Genomic DNA, 21,744 nt, shown 5'->3' with positions numbered 1-21,744 from the left:
GACCAGCTTAGAGCAGCAATTGGCGATCGCACTTTCAAAATTAAACCATAATTAATGGCTAGTACTGACTTGCACAATTCGCTGATTTAAAATTCTAATTTGAAAATGCTGATTCTTTGAGCTACTACGCTTTGTCAGGCTGGTATATTTCTTTTTTATCTGCTATCCTGATATGTTTACATAATTTATTAATTAGATGATTTCTCAGAGTTTTTTACTTTAGCGTTTTCTTGATAATTCTCTAGAGAAAAGAATTTAAGATTTACAACTTCAGCGTCATATAATTGCAATTTTGAAAAACTGACATCCTGCTAAAGTTGGATAAACGCTAGCCTATAAATCCAGAAAATACTGATTGAGGTTATTGGTATATGAATCATAATTACTGAATTATGTAGTTATATATATACTTAACTAAGTATAATAAATTTCAAATGGCAATAAAATTTTTAAGTACAAAATACTTAGTATTTAAGAGTCGAATATTTTTCTAAATATTGAACAAATTATCAGTTGATATCGCATTCAAACACACTTTTTATCTAGAGAAAACTCCCATCAAAAAATATTTGTGACTCGCTCACTTAAATCTCATTATGCCTATATAGCAATCCTATTTGATTTGCTAACATCGAGAGGCTTAGATCCCCGACTTTTTCAAAAAGTCGGGGATATTTTTGTTCGTAACTCATTTAAAACCATATAAAAGGCGATCTTACCTTCTGCCTAAAAATCCTGTTGAGGTTCTGGATTCTGAGAAAGATTTTATTGCCAGATGTAAATCCTAAAGCCCAGCTTCTACTTCTTCCAGGGTAGCTTTGTCCCCATTTCCGTCCATGCGGAGAACACCAGATAGATTACAAGCAAACTAGCACCGATCAAAAAAGCAACAACGTCGTTATTCATTGCCTGTAGAAGCGAATTTTTTTCAACATTACCACTTTTTGGTATCGACAATTATGTCGCTCATCAACCTAATTTCACCTCAGTGCGGACAACTCCCGCACGTTCATGACAGGCTAAAAGTTTAATCGTGCTACCTATGCGTCCGCGTACCACCCATTCTACCTTTGCTCGGTCGTCAGTAGGATCGCTCTGCCTCCTAGTAGGATACGAAGGTTGGTAAGCGCGTCCTTCCAATTGTCCCCATTCTTCACGAATTTTACCCATTACTAAAGTTGCGCTATCAGGTAATTCAATTTCACAGATACAGCCGCTTACTAGCTTTTTTTCCAACGCTTTTTGAGTAACGTAGGTAGGAAGCCAACCTGTATTTTGTACTACTAGCCGCACTCGATACAGATCGTTACCCAAATTACAGACGCTAGCTTCATAAATCTCTAAGCGAGGGGAAATTAACAAATGCCATACTAACCAATCTGGAAAGCGGGCTATCTCCTTTTCTAAAAACTCTGGAGGTGGATTAATCCAGGTATATATGCTATTCCAACCGCCTAATTCTACTTGACCAAGTTGAGGATGATCGAAGGCATACCAGTCCACATATCCCTGACCTGAGAGTTGTTCGTTGTTCCATTGCAACAGTTTCAGTTCATCTTCAAATGGGTGTTCTCGATACCATTCAACGTGTTTATACTCTTTAATTCCGGCTTGGCGTTGCGGACTCCAAACTTCTACTGTCCAAGCAAATACACCACGCTCATCATAAGCCCAATCGTCAAAAGTACCAGAGATATAATCTTTGGGATCGTAACGAAAGTCATGAAAAGCAGAAATAGCTGGATATTCAGTAATTTCAGTGGCTTTTTTACCGATGTATTGATACGTGCGGAGGTCTTCAACAGCAAATTCTTCATCGCTGTGGTAGCTGTAGGGACGGATGAGTACACCACCAAAAGTGTGAAAAGCTACACCCCCAGTAATATTAGAATGTGTGGTAATAAATTGGACAAGCGATCGCACTTCTGTTTCTGATGTGGGATAAGGGCCAGCCCCTGGCTGTTGAAATTCTTGTCGCCACATAACCGGGAAATTGCGGTTCAAGTCTAATCCTTGTTGAGTTGGCTGAATCTTAATCTGGACGCCATCGTAATTTTCTATCCGTCCTTCTGGTAAAAGTCGGTAATATTCACCGCCGATTTCTGTTGGTTCGCGACGCACTAATAAACGCGGTTCTGTAGGGCAGATTTTCCAAGCGCCATTGGGATCGGGGATACGCATGAGTAAAATCCGGCCATCCCCATCAATATCTTCCATAACTAAACCGTCGTTGCTTTCCGTACCTTCAGGATAGGCACGGGTAGCAGAACGAATAAATTTAGGTTTGTCAGCCAAAGCCCACTCCGCTCCATCAGGATTAATACGTGGGCAAATATAGAAGGTGCGGGTGTCTAAACAACGAGTAATATCCGGATGCGTACCGTAGGCGGTAACTAAAGTTTGCAGCAAGTACAGACACACAATTGACGGTGCTAATTCTGTGGCGTGGATATTACCATCAACCCAAAGGGCAGGTTTTTCTTGGTCTAACCCAGTGGCGAAATTAGTCACAGTCAACAGCCAGATGTCACGTTCTTCATAACTCTTGCCAATGCTTTTTATGCGTACTAGGTGAGGGAATTCCTCAGCATAACTATGCAAGATGTTTGTCAGTTCTTCGTAACGATAGTACCGATCGAATCGTACATCTGGCATATTTAGCCTCTCATGCGCCAGGGAGAACATCCTCTACGATACCATTGGGCAGGCGATCGCTCTTACTGCTACTGGATAGCCTTTAAAATTGACCTAAATCCCAGCTGTAATTCAGACTAAAGAACCAACCATCAAAATTAATGTTGGGCGCACTAGAACCACCAAAAGTCAAACCACCTTGAAGATTAAGATAGCTGGAGTCTGATACTCGATAATTTAAGCTACCAAATAAGCGATGGAAATCATCTTCTCTAGAGTCGGGGCGATCTGTAAAGTTTGATAAGTTGAACTGGTAGTTGATCCCAACTTGCAGAGGTTGTTTTAAGTAGTAGTTCAAAGATACCCATAAAGAATTAACTATGCGACTCCGACTTGCAGGATCGGCTAAATTCAGACTCAGTTCATAAAAACTATCAAGAAATAATTTGGAACTGAGGGGATCTCTTCTTCCTAAAGACAATCGAAGCGAATTTTCGTTCAAAAAGCGATCGCCTGCCTTAAAGGTATCACTGTTGTTCATGTAGAACAACAGTTGATTGCTCCAAGCGATTTGCCCATACATTCGGCGTGATAGTTGCCGATACAAACCCACATTGAATCTCAACTGATTGTAATTATAGATTGATTGATCTATATAACGAATTTGGTTGCCATCAATGGAAGCATTAATGTAAGTTTTAGAATTTAATGGCAAATATGCAGAGGCTAATGTTAGCCCATAAAAAACTAAGCTATCGTCTATGGGGTCAAGATTAGCAGAAAAAATATTAGTTGAATAAAAGTAACCTACACGAGCTTGTAAAAAGCCTACAGGTGTAAACTGCACCACAGGTTTTTCTATCGGTGTAGGTGGCTGTTGTTCTAAGGGCGGTACTTTTGGTAATGTTCTTGCTCTTACTCGCAATCCCAGTTCCCAATTGCTATTTGCAGGTGACGACTGTGCATTTTCTTGCAATACCCGTCTGAGCATCTCTAGCCTTTGGGAGTAATCGATCTGTGGACTTTCTAAGAGTTGCTCTATTTTTTCTGGAGAAGAGTTAGGGATCGTTCCAGGCTGACCTTCTAAAGGAGGGGGATCTTTTTGCTTTTCTAATTCTCTAGGAGTTTCCGGTGTTGCGATACTTGGAGGAGAATTAGGGGTTTCTGATGTAGCTGGAGTCGTTGCTTGTGCTAGCGGTATGGAATTACTTAGTCTTTGTAAGGGTACGCTCCTCACATCAATTGATGTTTTACACAAATTCTTGTCACACTCACCAGTAAATTTAGAATTTTCAATAGCCAATCCATCAAAACAACTCACCACTTTATGCAAGTTCGCGATGTCAATCTGCTTAAAGGAAGAGATATTTTGATTGGGTTTTGAAAACTGCTGATTCTTCTCTATATTTGCTAACTTAGTCGCTTCTAAATTTAGCAATTGATGATTATTTTTATATAGCTGAGGCTGCTTACATAGCTGATGAGTTAGTTCTGTATTTGGTAAAGATGTTTCTTTTAATGCTACATTTTTGGAAGTACCAGGTACGCTTGGTGACTCCAGATCGGAGTTTTCAGCCCATGCTTTATCTATAGCAATGCAAACTGGTATTGCACCATTAGTACTTAACAAAACCGCAAACAAAAAATTTTTCCAGCCCTTGGGTTGCATTTTTGATGGCGTTAATCGCGTTTGCCAAAGGTAGATTCACAAGCTGCTTGGGAAATTCCTTATATAAATCTCAAATTTCCAATTAACTTGTCCCCGATTTTTACTTCTCTTGTCGAAAATTCGATCTCAAGATTAAAGATTACTATATCTGATATTTGTGCTTCTTCAACCAAAAACTTGGAAATATTAAATTTTATCATGTATAAAGATATTAATGTATTAAGTTTAAAATAAATATGATATTATCCATACTCACTTTATTAAAATTAGCTAATTAATACTTAGGCGCACAACGTACTTTAATAAAAAGTATAAATTATAACAAAATAATAGACTTTACAAAACAGAATTTATCTTGAACCACGGATCGGTATTAGTTAAATCTTCTGAGTCATCAAAACTATGCTTCGGAAATTGTTACCACTTTTAGTGATTAGTGTATGGGGAGCGATCGCATTACCTCTTTCAGAACGGGCAAGTGCAACTACTCCTTTAACACGAGCTCAGATTCAGGATCTGCGCAACTTGGTGCAGCTAATTCCTAGAAATAGCCCGAAAAAGCGTCCAGCACGCAAATTAGATGCAATGATTCCTGGGGATGGGTTAACTACTGGTCGAGCATCTCTTGCCGATTTACGCTTCAACGACGGATCTTTAGCCAGAGTTGGGGAACAAGCTGTCTTCCAGTTTTTACCTAAAACTCGCAACTTTAGGCTATCAAATGGAACAGTATTGCTGCTCATTCCACCAGGTAGAGGTCAAACACGTATACAAACACCGAATGCAGCAGCAGCAATCCGTGGTTCTGCATTATTTGTTCGTTATGACGAAAAAACAGATACTACAATTGTGGGTGCGCTCACAGATAGTGGTATTGAAGTCTCCAATAAACAAGCTTCTCAAAGTCAGGTGCTAGAAGCAGGGCAACTGATGGTTATTGTTAAAGGTAGATTTCAAGGTTTATACGATTTTGATTTAAGAAATTTTTATCAAACCAGCGATTTAGTTAGAGGTCTAGATTTAACTAGACAGAATGTTACACCAACACCAGATCCGGCGATCGCCAGCGTTCAAGCTGAAACCGCAGCATCCGTAGCTGCACAGACGCCAATTAAAGGTGAGGGAGTAGTAGAAAATCCATCATTCTTACAGCTAACTGCTAGTTCCTCAAGTTCTACCAGCAACGAACAAAAGAATGAGGAAAATAAGGATGAGGAAACTAATAATACTAATAACAACAATTCTTCAGTAGACAGCAAAGACACAACAGTCAAAGATAATGTCTCCGTAGATACCTTGGTAGAGACAGGACAAGTCCAATCTGGACAACCGGAGAATAATACTACCAATAACACTGGTGATGGTACTACCCAAACTTTACCAAAACCAGATAACGAAAAACCAAAACCGGACAACGAAAAACCGAAACCGGATAACGAAAAACCAAAACCGGATAACGAAAAACCGAAACCGGACAACGAAAAACCAAAACCGGATAACGAAAAACCGAAACCGGACAACGAAAAACCGAAACCGGATAACGAAAAACCAAAACCGGATAATAATCCACCGCCGAAAGTCGACCCACCGCCACCGAAACCGGATAATAATCCACCGCCGAAAGTCGACCCACCGCCGCCAAAACCGGATAACAATCCGCCGCCGAAAGTCGACCCACCGCCAAAACCGGATAACAATCCGCCGCCGAAAGTCGACCCACCGCCACCGAAACCGGATAACAATCCACCGCCGAAAGTCGACCCACCGCCAAAACCGGATAACAATCCACCGCCGAAAGTCGACCCACCGCCAAAACCGGATAACAATCCACCGCCGAAAGTCGACCCACCGCCACCGAAAGTGGAGAATCCCCCACCTCAAGTGAACATTGAACCGCCGAAAGTGGAGAATCCCCCACCTCAAGTGAACATTGAACCGCCGAAAGTGGAGAATCCTCCACCTCAAGTGAACATTGAGCCACCGAAAGTGGAGAATCCTCCACCTCAAGTGAACATTGAGCCACCGAAAGCTGGCGATATACCAACTCCATAAAATAGTTAATGAACCCTTACAAGGGTCAAAGGCTAGCGGTCTATCGCAAAAATCTTGATAGTTTTGTAGTTAGTTAGCGCTGTGGGAGGTTTCTCTCACAGCGCTACTGTCAACGCAGGATTGCTTCCAGTTGCGATCGCTCGTTGTAGGTGCTAGCTTCCCTTGAAGAAAGGACAGGCTGATCGGCTGAGATAGCTATCTCCTGACTCCAAAGCCTCAGCTAACGCTAAATTAAATCAAGGGTAGGACTTACGCTGGATCTGTGGATATCTTTGAGGTTAATTCACCTTCTTTGTGTAATATCCCGTAAGCTAAATTGTTGCAAAAGAGACATATAAAATTATGACATTTGATTATGACCTGTTTGTAATTGGTGCTGGTTCTGGGGGTTTGGCGGCTTCCAAGCGAGCAGCTAGCTACGGGGCAAAAGTGGCGATCGCAGAAAATGATTTGGTTGGTGGGACTTGTGTAATTCGCGGTTGTGTCCCCAAAAAACTGATGGTCTACGGCTCGCATTTTCCAGCACTGTTCGATCACGCCGCAGGCTATGGCTGGAAAATTGGTGATGCGGAACTAGACTGGGAACATTTCATTACATCTATAGATAAGGAAGTCCGGCGGCTGTCCCAACTACATATCAGCTTTTTAGAAAAAGCTGGAGTCACACTGATTCCCGGTCGTGCTACTTTAGTAGACCCCCATACTGTAGAAGTTAACGAACGCAAAATTACCGCCGACAAAATTTTAATTGCTGTTGGGGGGCGACCTGTTAAACCAGATTTACCTGGTATGGAATATGCTATTACCTCCAATGAAATCTTTCATCTCAAAGAACAACCAAAGCACATAGCTATTATTGGTGCTGGTTATATAGGTTCGGAATTTGCTTCGATTATGCGCGGTTTAGGTTCCCAAGTAACCCAGATTATTCGCAAAGACCTGATTTTGAAGGGCTTTGATGAAGATATCCGGACTGGAATTCAAGAAGGAATGATCAACCACGGTATTCGTATCATTCAGAATAACGTGGTGACAGCAGTTGAGCAGGTGCCAGAAGGATTGAAGTTGTCTTTATCGGGGGAAAATACCGAACCAGTGATTGCTGATGTGTTTCTTGTCGCTACAGGTCGAATACCCAATGTAGATGGACTGGGTTTAGAAAATGCTGGGGTTGATGTTGTCGCTAGTTCGATTGAAGGGCCGGGATACAGTACTGCAAGTGCGATCGCTGTCAATGAATATAGTCAAACTAGTCAACCTAATATTTTTGCTGTCGGTGATGTCACGGATAGGTTGAATTTGACACCAGTAGCCATTGGTGAAGGCCGAGCCTTTGCTGATAGCGAATTTGGCAACAACCGTCGAGAATTTAGTCATCAGAATGTCCCAACCGCAATCTTTTCCAATCCCGAAGCGGCTACAGTTGGTTTGACGGAAGCTGAGGCTAAAGCCAAACTTGGCGATGATGGAGTTAAAATCTTTCGTACCCGCTTCCGTCCTATGTATTACAGTTTAACGGGTGCCCAAGAAAGAACCATGATGAAGTTGGTAGTCGATGCTAACAGCGATCGAGTTCTCGGCGCGCATATGGTGGGAGACAGCGCAGCTGAAATTATTCAAGGGATAGCGATCGCTGTGAAAATGGGCGCAACTAAAAAAGACTTTGACGCCACTGTCGGGATACATCCCTCAGCCGCAGAAGAATTTGTCACAATGCGATAAACACTTACAACTACTGAGTACTAATTTCCAGCCATACCCAATTGTGAATAGAATTTTCGAGCCTCAAATCATGGCAGAACGCCTAGAATCGCTGAAAGCCGGAATAATTGGAGGTATTTCCGTATTTTTAGCCTTTGCGATCGCTACTGGTGTCAATACTCTCGTACTGAGCCAGTATTTTCCGATACTGGGAAGTCAAGATTTCTGGCTGAGTGGGGCGATCGCTTTTTTCTCTGGCTTGCTGTTTGGCGTCACCTACCGCTATATCATCCGCCTAGATAATAATCCCCAACTCAAAGCTGGTGGCGTGTTTGCTTTTGGCTTAGTACGAGGTTTAACTCAGATAGAAGTCGGCTGGAATTCTCATCATCCAGTCTTACCCGATTTGGTATTGGCTGGAGAAAGTGTATTGTGGTTTGCGATCGCGACGATCGCACTGGATACTGCTATGCAAATTGGCTGGCTGAAACCTTTTTCTCCAACCTAATTCTGCTGCAATTAACTACTGCTTGGAACCTAGGAGTGAAAATTAGTTAGGCAAAATTTATGAATTATGCCTACCAATAATTTCGCTCGTTGACTTCAAGAGATTATTTATGTAGTATATGTATTATAAAGAAAATTTCTGGTATCACTGGATTACCAATTCGTAATGCAGTCAGCCAAATCCCATATTTTTAATTATTTATATGAAAACTAAAAATTACCAATATTATCTAATAGTAGATTTGGAAGCTACTTGTTGTGATGAAGGTACAGTTCCCCGGCATGAAATGGAAATCATCGAGATTGGTGCAGTCATGCTAAATAGTACAACATGGGAAATTGATTCAGAGTTTCAGCAATTCATCCAGCCTGTAAGACATCCCCAATTAACAAAATTTTGTACAAAGTTAACTAGTATTCGGCAGCAAGATGTCGAGCAAGCACCAAAATTCCGAGATGCGATCGCTAGCTTTAAAGAATGGATGAAATCATTTCCAGATTACATTTTCTGTTCCTGGGGCAACTACGATAAAAATCAATTTATTCAAGACTGTAAATATCATCATATTCCTTATCCTTTTGCTAGCGAGCATAAAAATATTAAAGAGGAATTCTCACAACATCTTGGGGTTTCTAGAAGATTTGGTATGGCACAGGCTCTCGAACATTTAGGTTTAGAGTTGCAAGGCACACACCATCGAGGTATTGATGATGCTCGTAATATTGCGGCTATCTATAGATATATTCAGACCCAAGCACAAAGTTAAATCAATGGCAAGAGAAAAAAGATAAGCTGCATATTTAACACAGGCAGTCATCTTTAATTGACGGCTATTGGGCGTTCTGGATGGCGATCGCATACATTGATAAATTGAGATTCTTTGTCAAACGATATGCGGCCGATCGGTTATCAAGCATCATTGCGAGTGCGATAAAGTAGTTTCTCACAGCATAGCAATCAAAAAAGTCTCTTCAGTCGGTGAAGCAAGCTACTAGCAGCATCTCCGTTTAGAGAAGGCTTGACACTTCCCTCGCAATAATCAGTATTGAGCCGAACATGATACAACACTACTATTTGCTGGATGTAAAACTACAGCAACAGCAATGACTTGGGCATTATATTGCACTCATCACCAGTCGGATCTCCTGGATGCATACCTTGTTGACACCGGCAGACGATTTCATTGCGTAACAATCTGCTAATTACAACTTTATCTTTATTTGTAGTTATTTTAAAAATTCTCAGTACATGGTGCGGTATACAAGCAAATGTGTGTTTGAGCTTTAACTACCAAGACAATGGTATTCGAGTTAATTAAAGCTTAAACGATCTCATCTGTCGTAATATTACCGATTACTAAATTAATTATTAGCAGTTATACAGATAATATCTCTATAAAAAAAATCGATATGATTCAAATCAGCCTAAAAAAGCTTCTTGCGAAAGAAACCGTGGCTGCTATTGTTAAAAGTACTATCAATATTTTAGATCGACCTACAGCAATTTTGGATAGTTCTGGCAAATTATTGCTGGGAGAAATCAGCGCCAATTCCACATTTTCATATCCTGTAGAAGTTAGAGAAGAATTGATTGGCGCAGTAAATGGTAGTGAAAATGCTGCTATGGTAGCGTCTCTGCTCGTTCATTTAGCAAATCAAGAGATTGAGAAAAAATCTCTTGCATCTGAACTTTTGGATAAATATCGAGAAATTAGCCTTCTTTATAACCTTTCTGAAGAACTATCTGGAAGCTTAGATATTCAACATATCGCCAAGTTAGTATTTGAAGAAGCACAAAAACTGATCGAGGCTACAGATGGCTCACTAATATTACTGAATCAAGATACAAAGTATTTAGATGTAGTTTTCACATTTGGCACTCGTTATCAACCACAAAAAAGCGTCAAGTCTGAAGAGGACATTGTGGGTAGCGTCGTGCATACAGGAAGGGCAGAAATCGTTAATAATGTATTGTCAGATCCTAGATATCTTGAGAGAGAAACTCCAATTAATTCTTTAATTTGCGCACCTTTAAAAATCAGAAATGAGGTAATTGGTGCAATCGAACTGAGCAGTAAAAAATTTCTTGAATATACCTCAGAAGATCTTAAACTACTTACGACCTTAGCCTCACAAGCTGCTGCTGCAATTGAAAATGCGATTCGGCATAAAAATAAGATTAAAGAAGCGATCGCTCGTAGTGAAATGCTAAAAGGTCAGCAAATGCAGAAAGATTTTTTACCAGAGCGATTACCAGAAATTACCGGATGGAATTTAGCAGCAGTTTTTGCTCCGGCTCGTCAAGTTGCAGGTGATTTTTATGACGCTTTTTTACTGCCTAATAACCACTTGGGTTTAGTAATTGCTGATGTTTGCGATAAAGGTGTGGGTTCGGCACTTTTTATGGCGCTATTCCGTAGCCTAATTCGGATATTTTCTGGTCAAACATATCTCAGTAAAGATTGTCATCCTTATCAAGAGACAACAACTAATTTAACCTTAGATTCTCATCAGCATTTAGCTAACAAACATGAGATTGGCAATCCTTTAAAAACTGTGGAGATGACTAACAATTATGTGGCTCATAATCATAGTAATTTAAATATGTTTGCCACCCTATTTTTTGGGGTATTAGACATTAATACAGGACTCTTAAATTATGTTAATGGCGGACACGAACCTCTATTAATTATTGATGCAAAAGGAGTAAAACAATATCTAAAACCAACTGGGCCAGCAGTTGGTATGATGCCGAATATGCAATTTAAAATGGAGCAGATTTACCTGGAAGCAGGTGATATTCTGTTTGGTTATACAGATGGGGTGACAGATGCCCGCAATCCTCAAGGAAAATTTTTCAGTCAAGATAGATTGTTATCTATATTAGATAGACCAGAACTACAATTTACTAACTTACTAGACAAAATTCAAGGCAATTTAATGGCTCATATTGATGAAGTAGATCAATTTGATGACATTACAATGCTAGCAATACACAGAGAATATTTAGCTAATGAATGATTTGGGCTTGCAAAAAGCATTTCCCTTACTATTATTAATTGCTGCTGGCTATTGTCTGCAAAAAAAGTTTCAAGAAGCGGCTGCTGTTGGAGCTTTAAAAACATTTATTGTCAATGCTGCATTGCCAGGAATGATTTTTTTATCAATTCTGGATATTGATACTAAAATTTCTTTATTATATTTAGCATTATTAGCATTATTAATTAATATTTATTTCTTAGCGGTCAGCTTTGGATTAGCACGTCTGATTATCTCTAATAAAGACCAACGCAAAGCTCGTTCGTTAATTTTGATGTTTCCATCTTTAGGCACTGGATTAACAACTTATCCATTTGTAGAAGAATTTTTAGGAAAAACCAGCCTAGCAGAAGTAGCAGTAGCAGATATTGGAAACAAAATGTTTGTGCTGATTGGACTTTACGCTTTAGCAATGTATTGGTTTTATCAAAGAACGGCTGCATCTATAAAAAAACCAACTCAATGGCACAAAGTAATGTTGGGTTTATTAAACGAACCAATGAACATAGCGATTATTTTAGGATTGTTCTTGGTGATGTTTAATCTCAAAACAGCGGTGCCAATAATAGCTTTAGATGCGGTAAAAAAATTAGCAGCTTGTAGTACGCCACTGATTCTATTTTTTGTGGGTGTTTCCCTAAATATTCAGGGGTTGGAATTAAAAACGATCGGTACTGTCTTGTTGCTGCGATCGTCATTGGGATTTTGGTTTAGTGCAGCAGCGATCGCATTGATTCACCCCAGTTCGGGAATTAACTTCTTACTCATCGCCATCTTACCTCAAGCTGGTTTAAGCGTTTGGCCTCTAATTTATGCTTCTCAAATCAATACCCAAGAAATTCAGCAAATGCAAGGCGAAAATCTCCGTCGTCCAACAACTTTTGATACAGAATTTGCCTTGGGGTTATTAGCGATATCAATTCCCTTTTCGATTTGCATGATTTTATTTGTTTTATGTCAAGGTAGTTTCTTTACTACTCCACAACATTTATTTTTGATTGGGAGTTTAATTTTACTAACTGCGGGATTATGGCAATTTGGTTGTGAATTTTTTAAATCAAAATTTCTGATTTTTGAGCCTAAGAATATATTAAAAACTGACGCCAGTGATAGTTAATTTTTAGCTTTTAATTTTAGATAAAAAAGGTATCACAATTATGTCTAATTGGTGCAAACTAAATTTCTGGCGGCATAAATATAAATACCCGTGGCAGTCTCGCCGTAATGTTTCCTTTTTATTAATCGCTGGCATGATCTTAGTAGTAGGAACAACTGCTGTAGCCAGCTATTGGTTTGTCAGGAACCTGATATTAAAAGGGTTACAGGAAAATGCCCTGTTGCGGGTACAGCAGGCGGGATATGAAATCGATCAGTGGTTGGCGACGCTGTTAGCACAAGTGGAAGTTGTAGCTAATAATCAAGCAGTACGCAGTTTAAACTGGTCGCAGGCAGAACCTTACCTGCAACTGGAAGTTAATCATTTGCCAGATATAAATTCATTTTTGCTGGCTTTACCAAATGGCTCTTACTACACTACTAAAGCTGGTTTTGTTAAGGATCGAAATATTAGCGATCGCCGCCATTTTCAGCAAGCAATCATCGGCAATACTCTTGTAGACGATCCGGTTGTTTCTCGCTCTACAGGTATCCGCCATGTCAACATTGCCGTACCGATTTGGTCAGTGTCACCTTTACGACACGTTTCACTGGATGCTGAAGCGGCTCAAGTTCGTGCCCGTAGTTTACAAGCATTAGGTATTGCCACTAATGCTGACCAAAAGCCCAAACCCATTGGCGAACTCTCCGGTCAAGTAGCTGTAAACCGAATTTCGGAAGTCATTGCAAAGACCCGCTTCAGCCAAGGAAGTTACGCCTTTGCCCTCGATTCTCAAGGATTTCCGATCGCGCATCAGGATACAACTATCGACCAGAAAAAAAGTTTCTTTAATGCACCAGATCCAGTGTTAGCCAAAATTGCCCAGAACATGGTTAATGGCAAGCACGGAACTCAATTAGTGCAGTTTCAAGGACAGAAAAGCTCGGTTTACGTAGCTTATACTCCTCTCAAATATGCCAAGTGGTCAGTGGCATTGGTGATTCCCCGTGAGAAGCTAGAAGAAAATCTTTATGCTCTTAATCTGCTGGCGGTGGTGGTAGGAGGTTTGTTGGTATTAGCCACCATTACAGCCATACGCCAAATCAAAGCCTTTGAGCGTACCCGTGCCCAAGCCGAGCAAGAGGGGCTGGTGAATCGCATCACAGCTCGCATTCGGGAGTCTTTGGATCTGCAAACCACCTTGCAAACTACGGTGAATGAAGTTGCCAATCTCCTCGATCTCAACCGCGTCATGTTCGGTTGGTATCACCCAGAAAATCGCAGTCTAGAAGTCACTTGCGAGCATCGGTTGCCAAATCTGGATGCGATCGCTGGAATTTTGAATTTGGAATACTTTGGTGACTTGGCCGATCGCTTGGGGCAAAAGCAGATTGTACGTTGCAACGAAGTCAAGGCGAACGCTGCCAGTCAGCAAGCCCAAATCGGTAGTTGTATAGCTTTACCTGTCTTAATTCCTGGCAATCGAGATCCTGGTTATCTGATATGCTCTCGCTCCCATGCTTGGGTGTGGCAAGAATGGGAAGTTGAACTGTTGGAAGTTGTAGCCGATCAAGTAGCGATCGCCATCAAACAGGCACAACTTTATACCCAAACCCAAGAACAGTTTGAGATTGTCAGCAATCAAGCCGAGCAATTAACAGCTACCACCACCCAATTACAAGATACCTTGGGGTACGTCAGTGCCATTATCAAGAGTTTGGGCGATGCTTTGCTAGTCGTAGATCCCGATGGCAAGATTGCTCAATACAACCCAGCGCTTACCAGCTTTTTGGAGCTAGCAGACGAGAATTTTGTCGGTATGGATGCACAAACGCTATTTAATGGTGCGATCGCTAAACTCGTAGCTCTAACTAGCAGTAACTGTCAGGAAATGTTCGCTGCTGAGGTAGAACTGGCTCAAGGACGCATTGGTAAAGCTGTAGCTACAGCCATGCTGAAAGACTCCCAACAAAATGGTGATATCAGCTACATTGGCTCAGTAATTTTAATCCGGGATATTACTTTTGAAAAAGAAGTAGATCGGATGAAGACAGACTTTATTTCTACTGTCTCCCATGAATTGAGAACTCCCCTTACCTCTGTGATTGGCTTTGCCAAATTAATTAAGAAAAAACTCGACGAAACTTTATTTCCCTTATTATCTACCGATGATAAAAAGATACAGCGTTCCATGCGGCAGGTATCAGAAAATGTCAGCATCATCATTTCCGAAGGTGAGCGACTAAAAGCTCTGATTAACGACATCCTCGACTTGGCAAAAATTGAGGCGGGGAAGGTGCAGTGGAATATGCAACCTCTCTGTGTCCCAAAGATGCTAGAACAAGCATTTGCTGCTACTACTGCTCTATTTGAACAAAAAAGTCTACAGCTAATTCCAGAGATAGAACCAGAATTACCAGAAATCATTGGCGATCGCGAACGTCTGATTCAAGTCATCATTAATCTCATCTCTAATGCCGTCAAATTTACAGCTACAGGTTCGATTACTTGCCAAGCAAAAGTTATAGATAAAGAAATAATTATCAGTATTATTGATAGCGGTATTGGTATTGCTCAAGAAGACCAAAACAAGGTTTTTGAAAAATTTAAACAAGTAGGTGACACCCTCACTGATAAACCTCAAGGTACTGGTTTAGGGCTGCCAATTTCTAAAGAAATTATCGAACATCACAATGGGCGCATTTGGGTTGAAAGCGAACTGGGTAAAGGTAGTAATTTTTCTTTCAGCTTACCTATTCCCCAGGAACCAATCAAGGGTGTCAAAACCATTGATATCGAAAGTTTAATTCAGCAATTAAATTTCCCTACTCCTCTACCTCAAGACGTTGCTGAGAATGAGCAGAAAACTATTCTAATTGTAGATGATGAAGCTGCAATGCGAGAACTGGCTAAACAATATCTCAGTTCCGAAGGCTACAAAATTATCGAAGCTAAAGATGGTTTAGAGGCTATTGAATTAGTAAAAAAAGAGCTTCCAGATTTGATATTGCTTGATGTAATGATGCCCAGGATGAACGGATTTGACACAGCCGCAGTCCTCAAAAACGATCCGCATACTATGCATATTCCCATTATTATTTTGTCAGTTGTAGAAGACGAAAATCGTGGTTATGCACTGGGGGTAGACCGATTTTTAAATAAGCCGATTAATTCTGAAGAACTACTGAAAGAAGTAGCCACCTTGATGTCTTTTGGACGCTCGCAAAAACGAGTGCTAATCGTAGATGAAAATGTTCCTACTAGCAAAACTTTAGCTGAAGCATTACGGACGAAAGGTTTCAGCATTGTAGAAGCTTTCAACTATCAAGATTCTATTGAAAAAGCTATGTCTGACAGACCCGATCTAATTATTGTAGATTCCTTAGTTTCTTCTCGTCATAGTCTAGTCAAAACCTTACGATTTGAGAAGGGTTTAGAAAACTTATTTTTTATACTTTTGGAGGATAAAAAGTAAATGAAGACTTTGAATTTGAGAAAATTACTAGCTCAACCAGAAGTATTGTCAATCATCCAAGAGATGTTAAATATTATTGGTAATAATATTGGTATCTATGATAGTCATGAAAAACTTTTAATAGGGCAAGAGCAAGAAAAATTTTCCATATCAGTACCCATTCAAATAGAAGGTTTAGTAATTGGTTGGATTCGAGGAGATTCTACAGCTACGGCAATTGCATCGCTGCTAAACTATTTAACAAATCGGGAATTAGAAAGGAAAAAGCTTGCTCAAGAAGCACTGGATAAATATCAAGAGATTAATCTCATCTATACTATTTCGGATAAACTAACTGCTAATTTAAAATTACAAGAAGTTACCAAAATCCTCATTGAAGAAATTAAAAAAAGAATTGCTGCGACTAGTGGAGCAATTATGCTCCTCGATCCCGATAAGCGACAATTAGAAATTATTTCTGCATTCGGTCAGCAATATCACCACAAATCAAATTTAATACCAATTACTGGAATTATCGGTCATGTACTCCTTGAAGGTAGAGGCGAAATTGTTAATGATGTCCTTACAGATCCGAGATTTATGCGTGCAACTGACCCGCTTAACTCGCTCATTTGTGTACCACTTCTGAGTAAAGATAAAGCGATTGGTATTATTAGTATTAGCAGTGAAGATTCTACTTTTTATAAAGCAGCAGACCTTAAGATTATCAAGGCTTTGGCTACTCAAGTAACATCAGCGATCGCTAATGCTATTCTCCATGAAAAGATGCTGCGAGAACAGCAAGTTATTAGCAAAATGGAACGATATTTTTAAATTAAGGTAGATTTTCAGATGAATATTTTTCTTGATCTCCCATTACGCACAAAAAAGAAGAGACAAGCTGGATTAACAGTTTTAATTGATAATGGTGTGCCCACTGGATATTTTACTGATGTAATTAATAGTCATAGAGACTTCATTGATATTGTTAAATTTGGCTGGTGTAGTTCCTTAATTACAAAAGATATTTATCAAAAAATTGAATGTCTGCAATTAAATGGGGTGCAATTTTATTTTGGCGGAACTTTCTTTGAAAAATGTCTTCTCCAGGGTAAGCTGAATGATTTCTATGATTATCATAAGGCTTTTGGCTGCACTCATATGGAGATTTCTAACGGCACTATCGACCTCAGCAACCGGGAAAAGGCTAAATATATTGCGGAGTTCTCCTTAGAGTTCACAATCTTGAGTGAAGTGGGTTACAAAGATTCAGAAAAATCTCAAGAATTATCTGCAAATAATTGGGTGGAATATATTTGGCAAGACTTAGAAGCAGGCGCAACTAAAGTAATTACCGAAGCGAGAGAAAGTGGTAGATCTGGTATATGCCAAAAAAATGGAGAATTGCGTTATGGAATTATCTCCGAAATTCTTAATTCTGGAATTAACCCAGACAACCTAATTTTTGAAGCGCCAACGAAAGATTTACAAACATACTTTATTACTGAAGTGGGAGCTAATGTCAACTTAGCAAATATCAGCTTCGATCATGTTCTGAGTTTAGAAAGTCTGAGATTAGGATTGAGATCGGATACTTTACTTTTGTTTGAAGGCGCTTTAGTATGAGAAGTTCAGAAAATGTCTTTCATTTAGCGATTCCCTGTAAAGAACTTGAGGAAACAGTAGATTTTTATGTAAATAAACTCGATTGTCAATTAGCTCGTAAGTATGCAGACCGCGCCACTTTTAATTTTTTTGGCGACCAGCTAGTTTGTCATTTGGCTCCCGAAAAGATAGACTTAAATCCCGAAATTTATCCTCGGCATTTTGGTATTACTTTTAAATATAAAAGCGATTTTGACTATCTGTTTAGTTTGGTTGAGCAGCGGCAAATTCAATTCTTCCAAAAACTGATGGTCAGGTTTGCTGGAAAACCAGAAGAACACATGACTTTTTTCTTAAAAGACCCTTCTAATAATTTATTGGAATTTAAATATTATTTAAATTCCGAGATGATGTATTGACAAAATAATAGCTAAAATGCCATAGTATTAGCCTAATTTGGTTTTTTGAAAGATAAAAATGCCAGCCAAATTTTTAGATATTTTAGCAATATTGGCATATTTATCTGTTTTATGTGTTGCCGATAAACGATAAAATAATTGAAATAATATATTTACAGAAAAAATCAGGGGTAATTATGAGTAAAAAAATTTTAATTGTAGATGATGAAGTACATATCCGATTGTTGTTAGAGCAAACCCTAGAAGAATTGGAAGACGCAGGAGTAGAGTTACTAGTTGCTGATAATGGTGAGAGTGGCTTAGAAAAAATTAAATCTGAACAACCAAACCTCGTATTTTTAGATGTAATGATGCCCAAACTCAGTGGATTTGATGTGTGTAATGAAGTAAAAAATGTCCTGGGCATGAAAGATATTTACATCATTATGCTGACGGCTAAAGGACAGGAGTTTGACCAAAAAAAAGGAAAAGAAGTCGGAGCAGATCTATACTTAACTAAGCCGTTTGACCCCGATGAAGTGTTGGAAAAGTCGCAAGAAGTTCTCGGTCTGGTATACGAACTATAATTAAAGTAAAATATCTGCAAAACTTAATACATTTCTCGATTTGATCGTCACTTCATTTAGCCGTTATTTGCTCTTTGTAAATACAATGACAGTCTGAACTATAGAATATAGAACTTGGGCGCATATTAGCTTAACCAACAGGTGATAGGATTTGGATTGTATTACTTGTTAGCAGTATGACACTGGCACTTGGCATGATTGAAGTTTATGGCGTTCCCGCAGCTGTGGAAGCGGGAGATGCTATGTGTAAAGCTGCCCGCGTCACTCTTGTAGGATATGAAAATACCGATCTGGGACGGATTACAGTGTTAATTCGGGGGGAAGTGGGAGAAGTAAATGTTGCGGTAGCTGTAGGATTAGAGGCGGTAGGACGAGTTAATGGTGGTGAAGTGCTTTCTCATCATATTATTCCGCGTCCCCACGAAAATCTAGAATATGTGTTACCGATTCATCGCAGTGTCAATGTTGAACAGTTCAGTGCCGATATCCGGTTTCCCCCGCCCCTATCAGCGTAAAAAACTCCTATGGAATCCCTAACATCACGTATGCAGGCGGTACAATCGCCAATCATTCCCGTGGTTGGGGAACTGATTCAAAACACTCCTGGAACCATTTCTTTAGGACAAGGTGTGGTTTCTTACAGTCCACCACCCCAAGCAGTAGAGTTTTTAGCTAAGTTTTTGGCTGAACCAACGAATAATTTATATAAAGCAGTTGAAGGAATTCCACCATTAGTAGCAGCATTAGCTGCCAAGTTAGAAGCTTTTAATGGTATTGAAATTAACAAAGAAAACTGCATAGTTGTCACGGCTGGAAGCAACATGGGTTTTATGAATGCCATTCTGGCAATTACCAGCCCAGGCGATGAAATTATTTTGAATAAGCCCTACTATTTCAATCATGAAATGGCCATTACAATGGCGGGTTGTCGTCCAGTATTAGTAGAGACGGATGAAAATTACCAACTGCGTCCAGAAGCGATCGCCCAAGCAATTACGCCAAAAACACGTGCTATAGTTACAATTTCTCCGAATAATCCTACAGGAGTGGTGTATTCAGAAGCGGCATTAAGGGAAGTTAATCAATTATGTGGCACTCGCAGCATTTATCATATTAGCGATGAAGCCTATGAATACTTTACCTATAACGGAGTAAAACACATTTCTCCTGCGGCTTTTGCTGGTAGTAGCGACTACACCATTTCCCTATACAGCCTGTCTAAAGCCTATGGTTTTGCTAGCTGGCGTATAGGTTACATGGTGATTCCGCAACACCTGCTAGTTGCTGTCAAAAAAGTTCAAGATACAATTTTGATTTGTGCGCCAGTTATTTCTCAATATGCAGCTTTGGGAGCATTGCAAGCAAAAGATGAATATTTTAAAGAAAATATTGGTGCGATCGCCAAAGTGCGAAAATTAGTACTGGAATCTCTCAATCGTTTACAAGGCTTGTGTACTATTACTCCTGCTGATGGTGCTTTCTACTTTTTTATCAAAGTTCATACCCAAATCAATGCTTTTGAGTTAGTTAAAAGATTAATCAAGGAACATCAAGTAGCAGTTATTCCCGGTACAACCTTTGGCATGGAAGATAGATGTTATCTGCGTGTAGCTTACGGTGCGTTGCAGCAAGAAACAGCAAAAGCAGGTATAGAAAGATTAGTTCAAGGTTTGCAAAAAATATTAGGGAATTAGTCAAGATAATTTGTAATTAAAGATATGGCAATCGTTAATCAGCTAATTGAAATTCCAACTGAACAAGGGATAAATATTCATAACATTACCCCACAAATTCAAGATTTAATTAATGCGACATTTATTCAAAATGGGCAAGCTTTAGTTTTTTCTCGACATACCACAACAGCTTTAGCTATTAATGAAAATGAAGAACGCTTATTAGAAGACGTGAAAGTCTTTCTAGGGAAATTAGCACCTGAATCGGAGCGATATTTACATAACGATCTGCATTTAAGGGTTGTACCAGAAGACGAACCGATGAATGCTCATTCTCATTTAATGGCTATGATGCTAAACACTAGCGAAGTTATTCCGATTGTTAATGGCAAATTAGCTTTGGGAACTTGGCAATCAGTATTATTTTTTGAGTTAGATGGCCCGCGTAAACGTACAGTATTTGTCCAAATTTCTGGTGAGTAAAGGTGATGATGATTTCACGAGAAATGCGATCGCCAGATTACTTGGTTAAGCTAGTATCGCACTGAAAAACTAATCTAAGCTGAACTCCACAAACTCTGGTTGCCCAAACAACTGGTTTTTATCTACTGCCGATAAAATTTTATTATTAGCGCGATCGGAATTTAAAGCACGGACAACTAACTGCGCTACATCTGCACGATGGATACTACCAACAACACGTGAATCTTCAGTTAAAACTCCATTGCCAGTTGCAGGTTCAGACTTTAGTCCACCAGGACGGATAATCGTATACGTGAGTCCACTAGCAATTAAGTATTGTTCAGCCTTGTCTTTTTCAACCAAAACTTCTCTCAAGGCTTCCAAAGCTTGAGGAGACAAAGCGCCAATACTATTCCCAGTGCCAATAGAAGTAACAAGAATAAATTTTTGTATTCCAGCTTTGACTGCTGCATCAATTAGATTTTTATTACCAAGATAATCGGGACGTTCAGTATTACCAGGTAAACCACCTATGGTACTGATAACAGTATCGACGGGTTCGCCTGTCAGGATTGCCTGTTCTACATCACCTACGTTCAAAGCATCTCCAATAACTACCGGAATACCTAATGCTTCTAGTTCAGCAGCCGCAGTTTCCTTTCTCAGCAGTGCTTTAACTTTTAGCTGTTGTGCTTTGAGGCATTTGGCAATTTCCCTCCCAACACCACGGCTTGCCCCTGCGAGAAAAATATAAGATGTCTTTGTCATAACTGACTGTGATTTCTCTTGAATGACTGAATTGCTGACACTCCCAGGATTTTATCAAAGGAGAGACATAATTTAGCAAATACGTAAGTATCTGGAATA

17 protein-coding genes are annotated in these 21,744 nt (G+C 39.6%); 14 read left to right on the top strand and 3 right to left on the bottom strand.

Translation table 11 applies throughout. The features are described 5' to 3' along the window. Nucleotides 1-969 precede the first annotated feature (969 nt). Together AACU33_RS34565 and AACU33_RS34560 are read right to left on the bottom strand one after the other, a co-directional pair. Nucleotides 970-2,655, bottom strand: a complete 1,686-nt coding sequence (locus AACU33_RS34565) for a M14 family metallopeptidase (RefSeq protein WP_096594758.1) — start codon at nt 2,653-2,655, stop codon at nt 970-972. Nucleotides 2,656-2,737: 82 nt separating this feature from the next. Beyond that, nucleotides 2,738-4,303, bottom strand: coding sequence for a hypothetical protein (locus tag AACU33_RS34560; RefSeq protein ID WP_339376445.1), 1,566 nt, complete (start codon nt 4,301-4,303; stop codon nt 2,738-2,740). A 402-nt stretch (nt 4,304-4,705) separates the two neighbouring features. Between AACU33_RS34560 and AACU33_RS34555 the strand changes: the two genes are divergently transcribed. The 14 genes from AACU33_RS34555 (at nt 4,706) to AACU33_RS34490 (ending at nt 20,898) form a co-directional block, all read left to right on the top strand. Then, nucleotides 4,706-6,355, top strand: a complete 1,650-nt coding sequence (locus AACU33_RS34555; protein ID WP_096594757.1) for a FecR family protein — start codon at nt 4,706-4,708, stop codon at nt 6,353-6,355. Between the two features lie 342 nt (nt 6,356-6,697). After that, nucleotides 6,698-8,077 (top strand): glutathione-disulfide reductase, encoded by a 1,380-nt coding sequence (gene gor / locus AACU33_RS34550; protein ID WP_096594756.1) that lies wholly within the window; start codon nt 6,698-6,700, stop codon nt 8,075-8,077. Between the two features lie 70 nt (nt 8,078-8,147). After that, nucleotides 8,148-8,564 (top strand): hypothetical protein, encoded by a 417-nt coding sequence (locus tag AACU33_RS34545; RefSeq protein WP_096595487.1) that lies wholly within the window; start codon nt 8,148-8,150, stop codon nt 8,562-8,564. Between the two features lie 202 nt (nt 8,565-8,766). Then, complete coding sequence (locus AACU33_RS34540) at nt 8,767-9,330, top strand: 3'-5' exonuclease (RefSeq protein ID WP_096594755.1); 564 nt, start codon at nt 8,767-8,769, stop codon at nt 9,328-9,330. 685 nt (nt 9,331-10,015) lie between these two features. Beyond that, nucleotides 10,016-11,584 (top strand): PP2C family protein-serine/threonine phosphatase, encoded by a 1,569-nt coding sequence (locus tag AACU33_RS34535; protein ID WP_339376444.1) that lies wholly within the window; start codon nt 10,016-10,018, stop codon nt 11,582-11,584. Next, nucleotides 11,577-12,719 (top strand): AEC family transporter, encoded by a 1,143-nt coding sequence (locus AACU33_RS34530; RefSeq protein ID WP_096594753.1) that lies wholly within the window; start codon nt 11,577-11,579, stop codon nt 12,717-12,719. The genes AACU33_RS34535 and AACU33_RS34530 overlap by 8 nt, the downstream gene beginning before the upstream one ends. 40 nt (nt 12,720-12,759) lie before the next feature. Next, nucleotides 12,760-16,173: a response regulator gene (locus tag AACU33_RS34525; protein ID WP_096594752.1), complete on the top strand. Its 3,414-nt coding sequence runs from the start codon at nt 12,760-12,762 to the stop codon at nt 16,171-16,173. Further along, nucleotides 16,174-16,986, top strand: coding sequence for a GAF domain-containing protein (locus AACU33_RS34520; RefSeq protein WP_096594751.1), 813 nt, complete (start codon nt 16,174-16,176; stop codon nt 16,984-16,986). Between the two features lie 18 nt (nt 16,987-17,004). Further along, nucleotides 17,005-17,778, top strand: a complete 774-nt coding sequence (locus tag AACU33_RS34515; protein ID WP_096594750.1) for a phosphosulfolactate synthase — start codon at nt 17,005-17,007, stop codon at nt 17,776-17,778. Beyond that, nucleotides 17,775-18,176, top strand: coding sequence for a VOC family protein (locus AACU33_RS34510; RefSeq protein WP_096594749.1), 402 nt, complete (start codon nt 17,775-17,777; stop codon nt 18,174-18,176). Before AACU33_RS34515 ends, AACU33_RS34510 begins: the two co-directional genes overlap by 4 nt. A 176-nt stretch (nt 18,177-18,352) precedes the next feature. Beyond that, nucleotides 18,353-18,742: a response regulator transcription factor gene (locus tag AACU33_RS34505; RefSeq protein WP_096594748.1), complete on the top strand. Its 390-nt coding sequence runs from the start codon at nt 18,353-18,355 to the stop codon at nt 18,740-18,742. Nucleotides 18,743-18,918: 176 nt separating this feature from the next. Further along, nucleotides 18,919-19,257: a carbon dioxide-concentrating mechanism protein CcmK gene (locus AACU33_RS34500; protein ID WP_096594747.1), complete on the top strand. Its 339-nt coding sequence runs from the start codon at nt 18,919-18,921 to the stop codon at nt 19,255-19,257. 9 nt (nt 19,258-19,266) lie between these two features. Beyond that, a complete protein-coding gene (locus AACU33_RS34495; RefSeq protein WP_096594746.1) occupies nt 19,267-20,436 on the top strand; it encodes a pyridoxal phosphate-dependent aminotransferase in 1,170 nt (389 codons plus the stop codon). A 24-nt stretch (nt 20,437-20,460) separates the two neighbouring features. After that, nucleotides 20,461-20,898: a secondary thiamine-phosphate synthase enzyme YjbQ gene (locus AACU33_RS34490; protein WP_096594745.1), complete on the top strand. Its 438-nt coding sequence runs from the start codon at nt 20,461-20,463 to the stop codon at nt 20,896-20,898. 69 nt (nt 20,899-20,967) lie between these two features. Here AACU33_RS34490 and AACU33_RS34485 read toward each other — a convergent pair whose 3' ends face one another. After that, nucleotides 20,968-21,645, bottom strand: coding sequence for an SDR family oxidoreductase (locus tag AACU33_RS34485; protein WP_096594744.1), 678 nt, complete (start codon nt 21,643-21,645; stop codon nt 20,968-20,970). Nucleotides 21,646-21,744: the final 99 nt, after the last annotated feature.

The sequence above is a fragment of the Calothrix sp. NIES-2098 genome (assembly GCF_963875125.1).
In the GTDB taxonomy this organism is placed as follows: Bacteria; Cyanobacteriota; Cyanobacteriia; order Cyanobacteriales; family Nostocaceae; genus Aulosira.
This window is presented reverse-complemented; position numbering and strand designations above follow the sequence as displayed.

What these genes read in the sequence shown, in the direction of transcription:
- AACU33_RS34545 (WP_096595487.1), top strand. Translation starts at nt 8,148, where the DNA reads ATGGCAGAACGCCTAGAATCGCTGAAAGCCGGAATAATTGGAGGTATT.
- AACU33_RS34555 (WP_096594757.1), top strand. Translation starts at nt 4,706, where the DNA reads ATGCTTCGGAAATTGTTACCACTTTTAGTGATTAGTGTATGGGGAGCG.
- AACU33_RS34540 (WP_096594755.1), top strand. Translation starts at nt 8,767, where the DNA reads ATGAAAACTAAAAATTACCAATATTATCTAATAGTAGATTTGGAAGCT.
- AACU33_RS34565 (WP_096594758.1), bottom strand. Translation starts at nt 2,655, where the DNA reads ATGCCAGATGTACGATTCGATCGGTACTATCGTTACGAAGAACTGACA.
- AACU33_RS34520 (WP_096594751.1), top strand. Translation starts at nt 16,174, where the DNA reads ATGAAGACTTTGAATTTGAGAAAATTACTAGCTCAACCAGAAGTATTG.
- AACU33_RS34530 (WP_096594753.1), top strand. Translation starts at nt 11,577, where the DNA reads ATGAATGATTTGGGCTTGCAAAAAGCATTTCCCTTACTATTATTAATT.
- AACU33_RS34525 (WP_096594752.1), top strand. Translation starts at nt 12,760, where the DNA reads ATGTCTAATTGGTGCAAACTAAATTTCTGGCGGCATAAATATAAATAC.
- AACU33_RS34510 (WP_096594749.1), top strand. Translation starts at nt 17,775, where the DNA reads ATGAGAAGTTCAGAAAATGTCTTTCATTTAGCGATTCCCTGTAAAGAA.
- AACU33_RS34485 (WP_096594744.1), bottom strand. Translation starts at nt 21,645, where the DNA reads ATGACAAAGACATCTTATATTTTTCTCGCAGGGGCAAGCCGTGGTGTT.
- gor (WP_096594756.1), top strand. Translation starts at nt 6,698, where the DNA reads ATGACATTTGATTATGACCTGTTTGTAATTGGTGCTGGTTCTGGGGGT.
- AACU33_RS34515 (WP_096594750.1), top strand. Translation starts at nt 17,005, where the DNA reads ATGAATATTTTTCTTGATCTCCCATTACGCACAAAAAAGAAGAGACAA.
- AACU33_RS34560 (WP_339376445.1), bottom strand. Translation starts at nt 4,303, where the DNA reads ATGCAACCCAAGGGCTGGAAAAATTTTTTGTTTGCGGTTTTGTTAAGT.
- AACU33_RS34500 (WP_096594747.1), top strand. Translation starts at nt 18,919, where the DNA reads ATGACACTGGCACTTGGCATGATTGAAGTTTATGGCGTTCCCGCAGCT.
- AACU33_RS34495 (WP_096594746.1), top strand. Translation starts at nt 19,267, where the DNA reads ATGGAATCCCTAACATCACGTATGCAGGCGGTACAATCGCCAATCATT.
- AACU33_RS34490 (WP_096594745.1), top strand. Translation starts at nt 20,461, where the DNA reads ATGGCAATCGTTAATCAGCTAATTGAAATTCCAACTGAACAAGGGATA.
- AACU33_RS34505 (WP_096594748.1), top strand. Translation starts at nt 18,353, where the DNA reads ATGAGTAAAAAAATTTTAATTGTAGATGATGAAGTACATATCCGATTG.